Annotated in this window: 17 protein-coding genes and 2 riboswitches; of the genes, 15 read left to right on the top strand and 2 right to left on the bottom strand. The window is 40.0% G+C overall.

Annotated features, from left to right (window positions below; genetic code table 11):
- Positions 1-34 precede the first annotated feature (34 nt).
- Together gnd and FFR60_RS10790 are read left to right on the top strand one after the other, a co-directional pair.
- On the top strand, positions 35-934 hold the full coding sequence (gnd, locus tag FFR60_RS10795; protein WP_137664203.1) for a phosphogluconate dehydrogenase (NAD(+)-dependent, decarboxylating): 900 nt from the start codon (positions 35-37) through the stop codon (positions 932-934).
- On the top strand, positions 931-2,307 hold the full coding sequence (locus tag FFR60_RS10790; protein ID WP_137664167.1) for a gluconokinase: 1,377 nt from the start codon (positions 931-933) through the stop codon (positions 2,305-2,307). Before gnd ends, FFR60_RS10790 begins: the two co-directional genes overlap by 4 nt.
- On the opposite strand, the gene FFR60_RS10785 is transcribed toward FFR60_RS10790, so the two are convergent.
- Positions 2,304-3,029 carry a MurR/RpiR family transcriptional regulator gene (locus FFR60_RS10785; RefSeq protein ID WP_137664166.1) on the bottom strand — a complete coding sequence of 242 codons (726 nt, stop codon included), beginning with the start codon at positions 3,027-3,029 and terminating at the stop codon, positions 2,304-2,306. The two genes, FFR60_RS10790 and FFR60_RS10785, sit on opposite strands and share 4 nt — an antisense overlap.
- A gap of 108 nt (positions 3,030-3,137) precedes the next feature.
- Between FFR60_RS10785 and FFR60_RS10780 the strand changes: the two genes are divergently transcribed.
- From FFR60_RS10780 to FFR60_RS10755, 6 genes are all read left to right on the top strand, one after another.
- Complete coding sequence (locus tag FFR60_RS10780; RefSeq protein ID WP_137664165.1) at positions 3,138-3,605, top strand: PTS sugar transporter subunit IIA; 468 nt, start codon at positions 3,138-3,140, stop codon at positions 3,603-3,605.
- 204 nt (positions 3,606-3,809) lie between these two features.
- Complete coding sequence (locus tag FFR60_RS10775; protein WP_137664164.1) at positions 3,810-4,226, top strand: GFA family protein; 417 nt, start codon at positions 3,810-3,812, stop codon at positions 4,224-4,226.
- Between the two features lie 105 nt (positions 4,227-4,331).
- Positions 4,332-5,174, top strand: a complete 843-nt coding sequence (locus tag FFR60_RS10770; RefSeq protein WP_137664163.1) for a sialate O-acetylesterase — start codon at positions 4,332-4,334, stop codon at positions 5,172-5,174.
- Between the two features lie 17 nt (positions 5,175-5,191).
- The gene (locus FFR60_RS10765; RefSeq protein ID WP_137664162.1) at positions 5,192-5,713 is read left to right on the top strand and encodes a PadR family transcriptional regulator; all 522 of its coding nucleotides are present in this window, start codon (positions 5,192-5,194) and stop codon (positions 5,711-5,713) included.
- Positions 5,714-5,833: 120 nt separating this feature from the next.
- Entirely contained in the window at positions 5,834-7,207 is a 1,374-nt protein-coding gene (locus FFR60_RS10760) for a GNAT family N-acetyltransferase (protein WP_137664161.1), read from the top strand.
- The gene (locus FFR60_RS10755; protein ID WP_137664160.1) at positions 7,200-8,135 is read left to right on the top strand and encodes a phosphotransferase family protein; all 936 of its coding nucleotides are present in this window, start codon (positions 7,200-7,202) and stop codon (positions 8,133-8,135) included. Before FFR60_RS10760 ends, FFR60_RS10755 begins: the two co-directional genes overlap by 8 nt.
- Before the next feature lie 146 nt (positions 8,136-8,281).
- Here FFR60_RS10755 and FFR60_RS10750 read toward each other — a convergent pair whose 3' ends face one another.
- Entirely contained in the window at positions 8,282-8,977 is a 696-nt protein-coding gene (locus tag FFR60_RS10750; RefSeq protein ID WP_137664159.1) for a DUF1003 domain-containing protein, read from the bottom strand.
- Positions 8,978-9,374: 397 nt separating this feature from the next.
- On the opposite strand from FFR60_RS10750, the gene FFR60_RS10745 reads away from it, so the two are divergent.
- The 7 genes from FFR60_RS10745 (at position 9,375) to trxA (ending at position 15,248) form a co-directional block, all read left to right on the top strand.
- Positions 9,375-9,758: a hypothetical protein gene (locus FFR60_RS10745; protein WP_137664158.1), complete on the top strand. Its 384-nt coding sequence runs from the start codon at positions 9,375-9,377 to the stop codon at positions 9,756-9,758.
- A 329-nt stretch (positions 9,759-10,087) separates the two neighbouring features.
- Positions 10,088-10,193: riboswitch (glycine riboswitch) on the top strand.
- Between the two features lie 3 nt (positions 10,194-10,196).
- Positions 10,197-10,266: riboswitch (glycine riboswitch) on the top strand.
- Positions 10,267-10,376: 110 nt separating this feature from the next.
- Complete coding sequence (locus tag FFR60_RS10740) at positions 10,377-10,754, top strand: GrdX family protein (protein ID WP_137664157.1); 378 nt, start codon at positions 10,377-10,379, stop codon at positions 10,752-10,754.
- Positions 10,755-10,794: 40 nt separating this feature from the next.
- On the top strand, positions 10,795-12,081 hold the full coding sequence (locus FFR60_RS10735) for a glycine/sarcosine/betaine reductase component B subunit (protein ID WP_137664156.1): 1,287 nt from the start codon (positions 10,795-10,797) through the stop codon (positions 12,079-12,081).
- A gap of 23 nt (positions 12,082-12,104) precedes the next feature.
- The gene (gene grdA, locus FFR60_RS10730; protein ID WP_088932293.1) at positions 12,105-12,578 is read left to right on the top strand and encodes a glycine/sarcosine/betaine reductase complex selenoprotein A; all 474 of its coding nucleotides are present in this window, start codon (positions 12,105-12,107) and stop codon (positions 12,576-12,578) included.
- 18 nt (positions 12,579-12,596) lie between these two features.
- The gene (gene grdB, locus FFR60_RS10725) at positions 12,597-13,898 is read left to right on the top strand and encodes a glycine reductase complex selenoprotein B (protein ID WP_137664155.1); all 1,302 of its coding nucleotides are present in this window, start codon (positions 12,597-12,599) and stop codon (positions 13,896-13,898) included.
- A 61-nt stretch (positions 13,899-13,959) separates the two neighbouring features.
- Positions 13,960-14,928: an NAD(P)/FAD-dependent oxidoreductase gene (locus FFR60_RS10720; RefSeq protein ID WP_137664154.1), complete on the top strand. Its 969-nt coding sequence runs from the start codon at positions 13,960-13,962 to the stop codon at positions 14,926-14,928.
- Positions 14,925-15,248, top strand: a complete 324-nt coding sequence (gene trxA / locus FFR60_RS10715; protein WP_137664153.1) for a thioredoxin TrxA — start codon at positions 14,925-14,927, stop codon at positions 15,246-15,248. The genes FFR60_RS10720 and trxA overlap by 4 nt, the downstream gene beginning before the upstream one ends.
- The last annotated feature ends 1 nt before the right edge of the window (position 15,249 follow it).

Genomic DNA, 15,249 nt, shown 5'->3' with positions numbered 1-15,249 from the left:
GGTTCCCTTTTTCTAAAAAGCAGGAGGAATAATGATGGAGATCGCAATGATCGGTTTAGGTAAAATGGGTATGGGGATTGCCGAAAATTTATTAAGGCACCAGCATCAAGTAAAGGGCTTTGACATTGATCCCAGTATCGCTAAAGCACTACAAAAAATGGGTGGAAGCTTCTATTTTGATATTGAAAGCTTATTAGCGGAGCAAACAAAGCAGCAGATCGTTTGGCTGATGCTGCCGGCAGGAATTTTGACAAATAATATGGTAATGACTGTTGCTGATTTTTTGAACGAGGGTGATATTGTGATCGAAGCTGGAAACTCTCACTATCAGGATAGTTTAAAAAATTTTGAGTATTGTCAGCAGCGAGGCGTTCACTTTCTTGATGTCGGAACCTCTGGCGGAGTAGAAGGAGCAAGAAATGGTGCATGTGTGATGATTGGAGGCGACCAGCAAATTTTTGCTGAACTCAAGCCGCTGTTTACCGATTTGTGTGTGGATAAAGGATTTATTCATGCTGGTCCGGCTGGCAGCGGTCATTACCTCAAGATGGTTCATAATGGGATTGAATATGGGATGATGCAGTCGATTGGTGAAGGCTTCAACTTACTGCATCATAGTCCTTATGATTTTCAACTGGCTGAAGTTGCTCAAGTCTTCAATCATGGCTCAGTGATTCGATCATGGTTGATGGAGTTAACTGAAAAAATCTATCATCAGCCTAAAGAGATGACTGAAATAGCAGGAGTCATTCCTTCTTCAGGTGAAGGGAAATGGACAGTTGAGGAAGCCTTGAGATTAAAAGTGAATCTGCCGGTGATCACGCAGTCGCTTATGACGCGCTTTGCTTCGGAGGATTGTGATAAGATAAGTGAGAAGCTTGTCGCATTATTGCGCAATCAGTTTGGCGGACACGCCATTGTAAAGGATGAATGATTTTGTCAGTATTTTTAGGAATAGATATTGGAACGACAGCGATCAAACTAGGTCTGATCAAAGAAAACGAACTGCTTTATTCGAGTGAATTACTTCTCCAAACCTATGGCGACGATCGGATAAAGTATCAAGATGGAAATGAACTTCTAACGATTTTACAAGCAGGGTTGCTAGCGATCCCCATAGAGCTTCGTCAGCAGGTAAGGACGATTAGCTTCAGTACAGCGATGCATAGCTTGATGCCTGATGATGGCAGAAAGCAAATCTTTTTATGGTCTGACCTTCAAGCGGCGACGAGTATTGACCGATTTAAGCAAATGGATTTAGCGGCACACTTTTATAAGCTATCTGGTACGCCGATTCACGCGATGTCAACATTTGCGAAGCTGCTGTATTTTCAAGAAAATGAAATCTATCCAGCAGGAATCCATTGGTATGGCATCAAGGAATTGCTTATGAAGTATTTTACCGGAGAAGCGGTGATTGATTATGCGACTGCTTCTGCGACGGGGCTTTTTGATTTGCGGGAAAAACAGTGGAGTGAAGAGATCCTTGAATTTCTTGGAGTTAAACCAGAGCAGTTGGCTCCATTGGTTGATACGGATCAAAGCTTCGAAATGGTGCCTGACAAACGTGATTTGTTTGGATTTACACCAGATGTAAAAGTCGTTATCGGCGCAAGTGATGGGACGCTAGCTGCATATGCCAGCTATTATTCTACCGGAAGAACTGCCAGCCTGACGATCGGTACAAGCGCCGCGGTTCGTCAAATCACAAAAGACATTCAATTGGATCAGAAGAAGCAAAACTTTTGCTACTATTTAAAAGCAGGTTTATTGGTTAGCGGAGCGCCTTCAAATAATGGCGGGGTTGTATTAGCTTGGGCGGCGAATCATTTAACGGAAAATCCAGCGAGATTTTATGAGAGGTTGCCGAAGTTGTTGACTGAAACGGAGATTGGGGCAAATGGGCTGCGCTTTTGGCCTTATTTGAATGGAGAGCGGGCGCCTTATTGGAGCAATGAAATCAAAGGCGGCTTTTATGATTTGACTTTGCAGCATACGAGAAACGATATGCTGCGAAGCGTGGTGGAGGGAGTATTGCTGAATATCCGCCGACTAGTTGAATTAGTCGCGAAAGGCGAAGAGCTTTCAGTCAGCGGCGGCTTTTTCCAAACGACAGAGCTGGGACAATTAGCAGCAGATGTTTTTGGCGTGAAATGCTGCTATGCCCAGCAAAATGAACCAATTTTTGGCTTGTACTATTTATTAGAACAGCCGGAATTGATGATTGAAGAGAGTCAGCAGATTTTTCTGCCAGATCTAAGCAATCATGCTGCCTATGATCAGATCGCAGAGAATTATTTTGATTAATTTGTTTTGGTAAACTCTTGAACGATATATTCCATCAGTAGTAGTGATTTACCGAAAAAGCTGTTGTATTTAATATTTTGACTGTCAAGCGGACGTTCATCGGCAACTTCAAAAATAATCGTCGCAGCTTCCGTCGCCCGCGATTGACTATTTCCTGTAAATAAAATCGTCGGAATGTTGCGATCCTGTGAAAACTGCATTTTTTCAATGACCTTTTGAGTCTCGCCGGATTTAGAAATGACGATCAGCATACTAATAGTATCGGCGTTATTGTTGATGATCCCTGAAGAATCTGCCGCATTCACAAAAAGGGTCTTAATGCCGTTTACCAGCAGCTTTTTGTAAAGATATTCGGCAATGATACTTGAAAAACCAGTGGCATAGATCGTAATGAACTTTCCTTGGTTTTTCTGATAGATTTGCTTCATATTTTGGATCGAAGGAGCGATCCTTTCTGTAGGAATAGAGATATCCACTGTGGCTTCAACGAATTGGTTTTGTGGCTGGTATTGATTTTTTAAAAAGTAAAACAGCTCTAGATATCCAGAGAAGTCCAGTTTTTGTGCTAAACGTACAATGGTCGCTGGTGAAGTATAAAGCGTTGCGGCGATTTTTCTCAATGAAACGCCGTCTAATTCATTTATATGAGCAGCTAAATAAGTCAAGATTGCCAGATCATTATCAGATAGCTGTTTTCCTTTAGTAATCAATTCTAGATCCATTCCTGCGCCTCCTAAAAAAATTAATAAAATCCTTACTTTTGTATTATACACTAAGGGCAATGGAAAAAAGTAAGTGGTACTTTAAACAATGTAGAAAGGAGCACAAAAATGTTTGGATTATTCAAAAGTAAAAGCAACGAGATCAACACACCTGTAAATGGAGAAGTAGTTGAGCTAAAAGAAGTAAGCGATCCGGTCTTTGGCGAAAAAATGATGGGGGAGGGCTTTGCCGTCAAACCATCAGACGGAAAAATCTGTTCACCGGTTAAAGGGACAATCAAATCAGTTTTTCCTTCTTTGCATGCGCTGACATTGAAGGCTGAAGATGGATTAGACGTTTTGATTCATATTGGACTGGACACTGTGGAGCTGAACGGCGAAGGCTTTAGCTCGTCGATCCAAGAAGGCCAAAAAGTAAAAACAGGCGACCCATTAGTTCAGGTCGATCTAGCTTTTCTAGCAGAAAAAAATAAAGACAACATCGTAATCGTTGTTTTCCCAGAAATGAAAGATAAGGAAGTCTCCGTTCATTTAGGCGAGAAGCAAGTTGGGGAAGTCGCAGCGGTTCTGAGATAAAAATGGTCATCGATTATTTTTGAGAATTTCCTATTTGGAAGTTCTTTTTTTTGAGAATTCCATTTTAAAAATGGATCAGTACTTAGTCGATACCAGAGCGTCATAGAGCTAAATTGGTAAAAAATCTGAGAGTTAATCAACTGAAACGAACAACAGTTCTCTAAAATCTGCTATAATTTAATTAAAAGAGTGAGGAGAGATAGGATGGAAAATGTAAAGGGAACTTGTTTGTGTGGAAAAAATCAGATAACGATCAAACGGTATGGAAATTTTATTTACAGTTGCCACTGCGATATGTGTCGTAAAATGTCAGCTGGACCGGTAATGGGTATCGATCCGGAGAAAAGTGAAAATGTTGTATTAAATGTGGTGGAGGATTCAGTGACTCGCTATCGTTCTAGTGAAGAGGTTGAGCGGTGTTTCTGTTCGACTTGTGGTACGTATCTGTATTGGCATCATCTAGGGCGAGATCATTATTGTTTTAATGCAGAGTTATTCCCGGAAATAATCGAAGTTGCAGATTTTGGCTTGCAATTGTTTTATGATCGCAAACCAGCATACTATGATTTCGCGAATAAAACTAAACGGTTGGATCATAATTTTCAAGAGATTACAGAATAATTTTATTGCTCCTCTATTATAGAGGGGCTTTTTTGTGGGCTGATGATTGACACTATAGTCTAATTAGACTATAGTGTGCAGAGAAAAGAAATTGAGGTGTAGAAAATGAAATCAATTTTATTGATTGGCCAATCAAATATGGCAGGACGTGGGTATCTAAGTGAAGTTCCAGCTATTTATAATGAAAATATCGAGATGCTGCGCAATGGCCGCTGGCAAATGATGGCAGAACCAATTCATTCAGATCGAGAAGTTGCCGGTGTTGGTCCAGCCGCATCTTTTGCCGCCGCTTGGTCACAAGATCATCCCGCTGAGAAATTAGGTTTGATCCCCTGCGCGGAAGGCGGAAGTTCGATTGATGAATGGGCGTCGGATCAAGTTCTGAGCCGACATGCACTTAGTGAAGCAAAATTTGCGATGGAATCTAGTGAATTGATCGGGATTTTATGGCATCAGGGTGAAACTGACAGCTTAAATGGGCGCTATAAAGAATATGCTGAAAAATTAAAAGCAGTTTTCGAACATTTTCGACAAGAGCTTGGGCTGCCGGAATTGCCGATCATCGTTGGAACACTTCCGACCTTCTTAGGAAAAACTGGTTTTGGTTTAAGTGCGGTGGAATTTGAGGAAATCAATCAAGAGATAGAAAAAGTTGTCTCAGAATTAGAAAATTGCTATTTGGTCAGCGCGGAGAACCTGACAGCCAATCCAGACGGTATTCATATCAATGGAGAATCACAACGACAATTCGGAATTCGATATTACGAAGCTTTTGCGAAGAAGGCCGATATTTCTACGGCCTTGGGAAATGAAGACGAGCAGCTCAGCAAGATTTATGGTCGAGCAACGACGAAAAATGAAAAAATCTATTTATTGAGTCGCGATTTTGCACTCGGGAAGTTGGATTATCAGAATTTTATAGAAAAATTTACTGAGATCACCAAGTAAGTGAAAGGAGCAGCAAGATGATTCCGCTTTTGATTTTAGGTTTGCTGAAAGAAAAGCCAGAGTCCTATGGCTATGAATTGCTGGCTGATATGCAAGCTAATTATTTCCAATATTTTGTTCGTTTTACGAAGGGTTCCTTCTATTATAATATGCAGCAGCTTGAAGAAAAGGGCATGATCAGAAAAGTACCGACAAATGGGCAGCCTAGTGAGAAAGAAAAAAATCGCTATGTCCTGACGGATTTAGGTGAAAAAGAATTTGAACGGCTGTTTATGAAATACGGCAGTCAAAATGATCCAATCATTTTTCCGTTTTATACGCCGATGCTGTTTGTTGATCAGGCAGGCTCCGATGAGATGGAGCAGTTATTGGTAAAACAAATCCAACAGACGCAGGAAAAAATCCGATTGATCGAACTTGCACTGCAATCACCAGAGCAGCTGCGTCCTAATTTTGTAAAAATGATGGAGAATTCCAAACGACATCATGAAGTAAATTTGACCTGGTTCAAAGAACAGTTAACTGAATACCAAAAGTAGTCCACAAGTTTACTCTTGTGGGCTTTCTTTAATTCAGGGTAGTCGTTGCATTATTTTCCCTGTATGATTGAATTAATTAAAGTGGTTAGAGGAAGAAACAATTCTTTAAGGAGGCCAAAAATGAAAAAGAATTTCAGTTTCCATGTGTACGCGGGCATTACGATTATTTGCTGGTCATTAGCGTTTGTATTGTCACGGCTGGTGATGCGGGAAATATCATCAGAAGCGTTAGGCTTTTTACGCTACTTGATTGCGTCGCTCGTTTTACTATGTTTGATTCCTTTTTTGAAATTACGAAAGGTTGAATCAAAAGATTTGGGAATGATCCTCTTGACTGGAGCGGCTGGTTTTTTCTTTTATATGATCGCCTTCAACAAAGGAGTCAAAGAGGTGAACGCGGCAACCAGCAGTGTCATCATCGCGACAGTACCAATGATTACAGCATTACTTTCGCGGTTGTTCTATAAAGAAAAAATTACCGTGAAGCAATGGTTCGCAACAGGTGTATCTTTTCTGGGTGTGTTGATCATTACGATTCTAAGTAAGGGGTTCACGATCAGTAATGGTCTGAACTGGCTTTTTCTGGCGGCGGTATTACTCGCAGCTTACAACTTGCTGCAAAAGAAATTAGTCCAAAAGTACTCGGCGATTCAGAGTACGATGATGAGTATTTTTGCCGGAACGATTATGCTGGCGATTTTTTTGCCTAAAACGATCAATGAGGTACAAGGGATCTCATTCAATTCAGTGATTCTTGTCTTGATCATGGGAATTTTATCAAGCGCGATCGCTTATGTTTCATGGACAAAGGCCTTTGAAGTCGCTGAAAATATCGCTTCAGTCAGTAATTATATGTACGTGACACCGCTATTGACGACGGTCCTAGGATTGGTCATTGCTAAAGAATTTCCTGATGTATCAACGATTGTTGGCGGAGTGATCATTTTGACTGGTCTGGTTTTGTTTAATAGTGACCAATTATTTGCTCCAAAAGTGACGATTGGGCTTTTAAATAAGGATGATTTAGAGACTGCGGCTCATGTTATTCGAGAAAGCTTTGCGGCTACGGCCAATGATTTTGACTTAACAATCGATAATTGCCCAACCAACGGAGCCTTTACACAAGCAAAACATTTAATGAACGATCTGGAAAATGGTAGTCAGCTGTTTGGTGTTTACTTGGGAAAGAAAATGATCGGCTTTTTTGAGTTAGTCTATCATGAGAATCAGCAAGCGGATTTAGAGAAAGTCTCTATTATTCCTTCTGAACGAGGTAAAAATTACGGCAAGCTTATTTTGAATCGTGCAAAGGAGATTGCCTATAACGACCAGATGGAGACGATCAATATCGGAATCATCAAAGAAAATAGGGATTTGAAAAATTGGTATCAAAAAATGGGTTATCAAATTGTTTGTTCCCAAAATTTTTCACATTTACCTTTTGAGGTGTTGTATCTGCGCTTAGATTTAAAAGATGAGGTGACCAATGGATAAATTAGAAGCAGTTAAACAGATCAAGCAGGAATATCCTGATTTAGTGATCGAAGAAATTGAGTTTTTGGGTGCGGGTTATGACAGTGAGGCTTTTCTGCTGAACCAGGCTTACGTATTTAAATTCCCCCGTCATGCCAGAGCGGCGAGAAATCTTTATAAGGAAGCTATCGTACTGAAGGAAATAAAGGATAAAGTGCCGCTGAAAGTTCCAGCGATTTGTTTTATTGGAACGTCGGATCAGCCGAATCAACTAACTTTTGCTGGGCACGAAAAAATCGAAGGTGTGCCTCTGGATGCTGAGCTATTGGCAACATTAACGAATGAACGAAAGGAGCAAATGGCTAAGGAGCTGGCAGCTTTCTTCAAGGCGCTGCACAAGATTGAGCTGTCAACACAAATCGAAGGACTTGAAGTAAATAAAAAGGTAAAAGCCGCCTATGAATATGAGATCATCAAAAAAGCTGCCTATCCCCATCTAAAGGAAACGGTCCAACACCAGATTGACGAGGTTTATCATCAGCTGCTAAAGCAGGACTTTCAGTATCAAAAAAGCTTGATCCATAATGATTTTGGAGCCAGCAATGTATATTATGACCAAGCTGATGATAAAATTTGCGGATTGATAGACTTTGGAGATGTCGCAATTTATGATCGTGATATGGAATTTGTTTGCTTGATGTATGATTATGAGGAAGGTTTTGATCAGGAATTTGTCCAAAAAGTTCTGACATACTATGGACTTGATTCAGCTGATTTAGTAAACAAAGCAAATTTCATCGATTTTTATGGCCAACTTGAAAATGTTTATCTAGGTATAGAATTTGACATGAAGGATCTTTTTGAAGAAAGTATCGCTGCTATCAAAGAGGGCTTGTATGGCTACAAGGAAAATATTCTAAGCGAAGATAGAACAAAGTATTATCTTTAAAAAAACAATATTAATTGAAACTCTGTTATTAATAAAATAACTAAAACTCTGTTTAGGATATTTAAATAGACTCTCTAATAAAAGCTGTCAGCAAATAATAGACCGATAAACTTCTATCAGATATAGGAGCTTATCGGTCTATTTGTTCACTTATTATTCTTTTCATTTTCTAAAAAATTTTGATTCTGTTTTATCAGTTCTTGTAAAAGTTCGATCTGCAATTGCTGTAATTCAGTTAGATGCTGCCATTTTGATTCCATCAAATAATCAATTTTTTCATGAAGTAAATGGATTTCGACCTCCGATTTAACGTTCACTTCGTAGTCGTTATCCGCCTCAACTCGGTCACGTTCAGTTTGGCGATTTTGACTCATTAAGATGATGGGTGCTTGGATCGCGGCCAAACATGACAAGGCTAGATTCAATAGAATGTAAGGGAATTTATCGAATGGTTCAAAAAATAACGGTAAAGTGTTCAAGGTTATCCAAGCGACTAAGATAAAAATAAAAGCAATAATAAAAGTCCAGCTCCCGCCGAATTTCGCGATGCCGTCTGCAATCCTTTGACCAAATGTTTCCTTGGTCTTTAAAGCATCATTAACATTTTTAATGTGAACCTGCTGCGTACGAATTTTATGCTTTAATTCATGATCAAACTGCTTAGAGGTGGAAACTTCATTTTTTAATAATTGATTGATGTATTGAAAGCGAAAATTCAAAAGGCTTATATGGGAGATAGTAGACGCTGCTGTTAAGTCTGTGTCCACTTTCAAGATAAATTTTTGAAGCTCTTTATCTAGCTCAGAGATTTTGAAAACTTGATTTGATTGCTCATTTGTCATGAGAATCACCTGCTTTTTTTTACAAATAATAGCACGTTGTCAGAACAATCGTTAAAAAAAATGCTTATGAAAATAGCAGCTTAAAGTTAAGCCTGCAGAAGTGGAAGCATAAATGCTCTTTCCGCTTGATAAAAACAACAGTTGAGACTGAGTTAATTCCATATAAATCAATATTTCGAGAGCATTAAAATAGCTTGTTATTAGTGAATTTTTTTATTTTTTAATCGCCAACATCGAAAAATAAAAATAAATTTTTATTTCGTTCAATTATTGTTGAGTTTTCAGGATTGTTCATTTGTGAATTCCACATTTTGTAAAAAATCGTGTTTGACAACCATTATTCTTTGGGATTATAGTCATGGCGTGATCACCGGACAAAATCAAAGGAGGGAAATTCATGACGAATTCACCATTTACTGCAAATCAGATATTCACCTTAAAAAGAAAGACACTAGAAAAAAGAATGATGACGTATTACGAAGAAACTGGAGATGAAGAATCGATTATTAAATATTTGATAGCGCTTCAAGTGCGTGATGAATTAGGAATTGCCGATTTTTCCTTTTTCCATCAAGATCTTGTTCGCCATATCTTCTTTAATAGTAAATCAACTCGGGCTTTGCGCCGCTACTATAAATATTTTGAGGAGTATTTTACTGAAAAAGAATGGCGGTCACTGACAAGCCGTTTATTTTCAGCGCTTACTTTTGTCTCAAAGAAAATAAAAACATTATACACTCAGTTTATCAAAGAACCTTTGGCACTATTAGGCGGATCATGATGAAAGAATCATCTAATGATCACTGCGTTGTTTGAACATTCGAAGGGATTATTTATGGTGTAATCCTCTGGAAAATGAGAAGACAATAAGTTTTGTTATTCACTTGCTTTTAACTATTGTTATTCAAAAAAAATCTTTTTTTTGACGATTTTATTTATTTAGTCGTCGAGTGCTATCAAACTAGGAATGGCAAGGAATTCAAATAGTGAATCTTTTTCTTTATGTGATAGAAGACTGTGATTTATTTTTTTATCGCTTAAAAAAATTTCTTGTAATTCATTCGTGAAATTGTTAACATCTAATTATAGAAAGCGTTTACATAAATATTCAAGAAGATTGCGGGAGAGTGCAGAAGCTACTGCCACCGAAGGTATAAGTTGTAAAATTTGCTGATTTTGCAGTGAACATCTCAGGTAAATGGACCGCAATTGGATGAAACTCTGGAGAGCAGAAATGCGCCGAAGGAGCAACCCCTGAAAGGGGGGAATCTCTCAGGCTAGGAACAGGGGACAACGGCACAGTGTGTCGTTGTCCCCTTTTTTATGGCTGTTAATGCTTTCTAGGAGTAAAGTGAAAAATCATCATGTGAAAATAAGCACAATAAAGGCTGGTGAATAGATGTTTATCATAACGAATAATCCAATGGTAAAAGAAAAGTTAGGCGAGGTTAGTTATGTGGAAGGTTCATACGGAGACGTATTGGACGAAGTGAAGCGACAGATAATCGAAAAACACGTCTGCTTACTGTCACATCCACTAAGCGGCAGTATCAAACCAAACGAAACCTATTATAAAACGATTTTTGCAGCAGAGACCACTTCTCAATACATTGATATTGAGAGTTTAGAATATATCGAATCAGCGATAGCCGTCTATGAAAAGTTTATCAAAAATAAGCAGCGCCCTAATTGGTCCTTAGCGGTACTCAAAGATTTTGCTTTTGTAGACTTTTATATCGCGCAAAGTACGTTGGACAGAATGGGGGTGGCACGATAAAGTTCAGCGTCTTGCAACTAATCAGAACTGAGGTGAATAAATGAAACTCGAAATTGGAAACATCGAAATCAAAGAAGTTGTTTTAGGTGAAGAAGAGAAAGTCGATAATGGAACGCTGTATCTCGATCCGGCAAAAATCAAAGAGTTGGTTTTAACAGATGATCGTTTAGCTGACTGCAAGATCGAAATCGCTAAACCAGGTGACAGTGTTCGCATCACACCAGTTAAAGATGTGATCGAACCAAGATGCAAGGTTGATTCAACAACAGGTATTTTCCCAGGTGTTATCAACAAAGTAGATGTTGTGGGAAGCGGACGTACTCATGTATTAAAAGGCTGCGGTGTCATGACCGTGGGGAAAATCGTTGGTTTTCAAGAAGGTATTGTGGATATGCAAGGACCTGGCTCTGAACTGACGCCGTTCTCACAATTAATCGAAATTTGTTTAGTCTTGAAACCGCAAGAAGAGTTAGATCCTCATTTATATGAAGAAGCGGCTCGTTTTGCAGGACTGAAAACAGCTGATTATATCGGCAAGCTGGGTGAAATGATCGAACCAGATACCATTGAAACATTTGAGACTTTGCCGCTGTTAGAACAGATTCAGCAATATCCAGATCTGCCGAAAATTGGGTATGTTTATATGCTGCAAACACAAGGATTGCTTCATGATACTTATGTTTACGGCACAGATGCGAAGCACATCGTACCAACCATCCTCTATCCAACAGAAGTAATGGATGGCGCGATCATCAGCGGAAACTGTGTTTCTGCTTGTGACAAGAACACGACGTATCATCACTTAAATAATCCGGTGATAGCTGATTTGTACAAACAACACGGTAAAGAGATTAACTTTTTAGGTGTGATCGTCACAAATGAAACAGTCTATCTAAAGGATAAACACCGTTCCAGCGATTTTGTCGCGAAATTGAGCGAATATCTCGGGTTAGACGGGGTGATTATTTCCCAAGAAGGCTTTGGGAATCCTGATACGGACTTGATCATGAACTGTAAAAAAGTCGAAGAAAAAGGAATCAAAACAGTAATTGTTACAGATGAATATGCTGGAAGAGATGGTGCTAGCCAGTCATTAGCAGATGCAGATAAATTAGCAACTGCAGTTGTCACTGGCGGAAACGCAAATGAAACGATCCAATTACCAAAAATGGATCGCTTGATTGGGCAATTAGATTATGTCGATGTGATCGCAGGCGGCTTTGACGGCAGTCTGAAAGACGATGGCACGATTGAAGTTGAAATCCAGGCAATTACCGGTGCAACAAATGAACTAGGTTTTAACAAAATGTCTGCAAAAGGCGTTTAAAACATAATAGGGAGGAAATACTAATGACTTTAGATTTAAAAAATAAAAAAGTCTTAGTGATCGGCGACCGTGACGGTATCCCAGGACAAGCTATCGAAGCTTGTATTGAAGGTACCGGCGCTGACGTAATATTCTCATCAACAGAATGTTTCGTCTGAACGGCCGCTGGGGCAATGGACTTAGAGAATCAACGTAGAGTAAAAGAAGCAGCAGAAAACTTCGGAGCAGAGAACGTCGTCGTTCTAATCGGTGCTGCCGAAGGAGAAGCAGCTGGTTTAGCTGCTGAAACTGTAACTAACGGAGACCCTACGTATGCCGGTCCATTGACCAATGAACAGCTAGGTTTAGCTGTATATCACGCTGTAGAGCCAGAATTTAAAGAAGTTGTCGACTCAGATGTTTTTGAAGAGCAGATCGGCATGATGGAAATGGTTTTAGATGTTGATGACATCATTGAAGAAGTGTCCGAAATGAGGAATCAATACGCCAAATACTAACCAGTAAAGGAGCGTCTTATGACTAAGTTTAAAGTTGTTCACTACATTAACCAGTTTTACGCTGGTATAGGTGGTGAAGAAAAGGCGGATATCCAACCATTCTCGAAAGCCGAAGTAGTAGGACCAGGTCTTGCTTTTATGAATTCATTTGGTGATGAAGCAGAAATCGTCGGTACCGTTGTGTGCGGCGACAGTTTCTTTAACGAGAATTTGGATAGTGCCAAAAAAGATGTATTAGATCGAATCAAACAATTTGAACCAGATATTGTTGTTGCGGGTCCGGCTTTTAACGCCGGCAGATACGGCATTGCTTGCGGCGAAGTTGCTCAAGCGGTCATGACTGAACTGGGCATCCCTGCTGTGACGGGGATGTATGAAGAAAACCCTGGAGTTGAAATGTACAAAAAGGGTGCTTATATCGTACCGACTAGAAATAGTGCGGCGGGTATGAGAAAAGCAGTACCTGTACTTGCAAGTCTTGCGTTGAAATTGTTGAAGAAGGAACAAGTTTCACCGGAAACGGATAATTACTTTGTTCGTTATCGAAAGAATTTTCAGGATGAAAAACGCGGCTCTGCTAGAGCGGTGGATATGCTGGTACGTAAGTTGAATGAACAAGAATTTACGACCGAATATCCGATGCCTGAATTTGATAACGTCGCGCCAGCCACCGCGATAAGTGATTTATCGAAAGCGAAGATCGCGCTTGTAACTTCCGGTGGGATTGTTCCTAAAGGCAACCCAGATCGAATCGAATCGAGTAGTGCTTCGAAGTATGGAACATATTCTATTGAAAACGTTGATACTTTGACCGCTGACTCATACGAAACGGCTCATGGTGGGTATGACCCTGTGTATGCAAACCAAGATCCTAACCGAGTATTGCCATTAGATATAGTTAGAAAAATGGAAAAAGAAGGCGTGATCGGCAGCCTGCATAATTACTTCTACACGACAGTAGGGAACGGGACTGCCGTTGCCAATGCCAAGAAATATGCGGCTGAGATCGCACAAAAATTATTAGCAGATGGTGTCGATGCTGTTATTTTGACATCCACCTGAGGAACCTGTACTCGTTGCGGTGCAACGATGGTAAAAGAAATTGAAAAAACAGGTCTGCCTGTGGTTCATATTTGTACAGTGGTTCCAATCTCACAAACAGTAGGTGCGAACCGAATCGTTCCAGCTGTCGCGATTCCTCATCCATTAGGAAATCCAAGCCTAAGCTTGAAGGAAGAGCAAAAGCTTCGTCGCGGGATCGTTGAAAAAGCGTTAGAGGCATTAACAACACCTGTAGATGAACAAACGGTATTTGAATAACTGTTGACTGCCTGAGTGATATTCACTCAGGCGGTTAATTGAGATGAAAGGAGCTAACTAAATGTACGATGTAATTATTATCGGCGGCGGACCAGCCGGATTAACAGCAGCTTTGTATAATGCAAGAGCACGCTTAAATGTTCTGCTTTTAGAAAAAACAAAATTAGGCGGTCAAATTGTTTCGACTCATGAAATTGCGAATTTCCCTGGATCAATCAAATCAACGGATGAAGAAACTTCAGGTCCAGAGTTGATCAGGCGAATGGCAGACCAGGCGAAACAATTTGGTGCCGAGATTCAACTGCGCAAAGAAGTGACAGACTTGGATCTTGAAGGCAGTGTCAAAAAAATTACTTGTAATGACGGCAGTGTGTACGAAGCACATGCAGTTATTTGTGCTAATGGCGCTTTTCCCAGAGAAATCGGTTGTACGGGCGAGCGTGAATTAGCCGGAAAAGGTGTTTCTTATTGTGCAACTTGTGATGGGGCCTTTTTCGAAGACATGGAAGTATTTGTGATCGGCGGCGGGAATTCAGCGGTGGAAGAAGCAATGTTCATTACGACATTTGCTCGTAAAGTGACGATCATTCAAAATTTAAGTGATCTGACTGCGGACGCGATCGCTGTTGAGCAAGCCAAAGCCAATGAAAAGATAGAATATATTTTTGACTCAGTTGTGGAAAATATCGAAGGCGATGGTATGGTGGAAGCTATGACGATCCGCAATACGAAAACCGACGAGTTAACCCGATTTGAAGCAGATGAAGACGATGGACTATTCGGTATCTTTGTCTTTATCGGCAATGTGCCAAGCACGAAGCTTTATGAAGGAAAAATTCCATTAAACGAATACGGCTATATGATCACTGATGAAGCGATGTGTACGCAAATCCCAGGTGTTTTTGCAGCCGGAGATATGCGTCCGAAAGTTCTGCGCCAAGTTGTGACCGCTACTGGTGATGGTGCAACCGCGGCATTTTCAGCTCAAAAATATGTAGAAAAAATCAAAAGGGAGGCACCCGTAACATGATTGAATTAACTGTTGATAATTTTGCTGCAGAAGTATTGGAACAAGACACGCCAGTATTAGTAGACTGGTGGGGCGAGACTTGTGAAAACTGCTTGGCTTTGATGCCTGATGTAGAAGAGTTGCACGCCAAATACGGGGAAAAACTCCGTTTCACAAAATTTAATACCTCACAAAAAAAAGTTCGTCGTTTTTGTATCCAGCATAAAATCCTAGGTCTGCCGGTCATTTCAATTTACCAAAATGGTGAAAAAGTTGACGAAGTAGCTAAAGATGATTGTACTAAAGAGGCGATCGAAGAAATGATCCAGAAATATATTTAAG

The sequence above is a fragment of the Enterococcus hulanensis genome (genome assembly GCF_005405485.1).
Taxonomy (GTDB): domain Bacteria; phylum Bacillota; class Bacilli; order Lactobacillales; family Enterococcaceae; genus Enterococcus_A; species Enterococcus_A hulanensis.
This window is presented reverse-complemented; position numbering and strand designations above follow the sequence as displayed.

Excerpts from the sequence above, each read along its gene's own strand:
- trxA (WP_137664153.1), top strand. The coding sequence starts at position 14,925 with ATGATTGAATTAACTGTTGATAATTTTGCTGCAGAAGTATTGGAACAA.
- FFR60_RS10755 (WP_137664160.1), top strand. The coding sequence starts at position 7,200 with ATGGATAAATTAGAAGCAGTTAAACAGATCAAGCAGGAATATCCTGAT.
- FFR60_RS10720 (WP_137664154.1), top strand. The coding sequence starts at position 13,960 with ATGTACGATGTAATTATTATCGGCGGCGGACCAGCCGGATTAACAGCA.
- FFR60_RS10770 (WP_137664163.1), top strand. The coding sequence starts at position 4,332 with ATGAAATCAATTTTATTGATTGGCCAATCAAATATGGCAGGACGTGGG.
- FFR60_RS10790 (WP_137664167.1), top strand. The coding sequence starts at position 931 with ATGATTTTGTCAGTATTTTTAGGAATAGATATTGGAACGACAGCGATC.
- FFR60_RS10750 (WP_137664159.1), bottom strand. The coding sequence starts at position 8,977 with ATGACAAATGAGCAATCAAATCAAGTTTTCAAAATCTCTGAGCTAGAT.
- FFR60_RS10740 (WP_137664157.1), top strand. The coding sequence starts at position 10,377 with ATGTTTATCATAACGAATAATCCAATGGTAAAAGAAAAGTTAGGCGAG.
- gnd (WP_137664203.1), top strand. The coding sequence starts at position 35 with ATGGAGATCGCAATGATCGGTTTAGGTAAAATGGGTATGGGGATTGCC.
- FFR60_RS10785 (WP_137664166.1), bottom strand. The coding sequence starts at position 3,029 with ATGGATCTAGAATTGATTACTAAAGGAAAACAGCTATCTGATAATGAT.
- FFR60_RS10780 (WP_137664165.1), top strand. The coding sequence starts at position 3,138 with ATGTTTGGATTATTCAAAAGTAAAAGCAACGAGATCAACACACCTGTA.
- FFR60_RS10760 (WP_137664161.1), top strand. The coding sequence starts at position 5,834 with ATGAAAAAGAATTTCAGTTTCCATGTGTACGCGGGCATTACGATTATT.
- FFR60_RS10765 (WP_137664162.1), top strand. The coding sequence starts at position 5,192 with ATGATTCCGCTTTTGATTTTAGGTTTGCTGAAAGAAAAGCCAGAGTCC.
- FFR60_RS10745 (WP_137664158.1), top strand. The coding sequence starts at position 9,375 with ATGACGAATTCACCATTTACTGCAAATCAGATATTCACCTTAAAAAGA.
- FFR60_RS10775 (WP_137664164.1), top strand. The coding sequence starts at position 3,810 with ATGGAAAATGTAAAGGGAACTTGTTTGTGTGGAAAAAATCAGATAACG.
- FFR60_RS10735 (WP_137664156.1), top strand. The coding sequence starts at position 10,795 with ATGAAACTCGAAATTGGAAACATCGAAATCAAAGAAGTTGTTTTAGGT.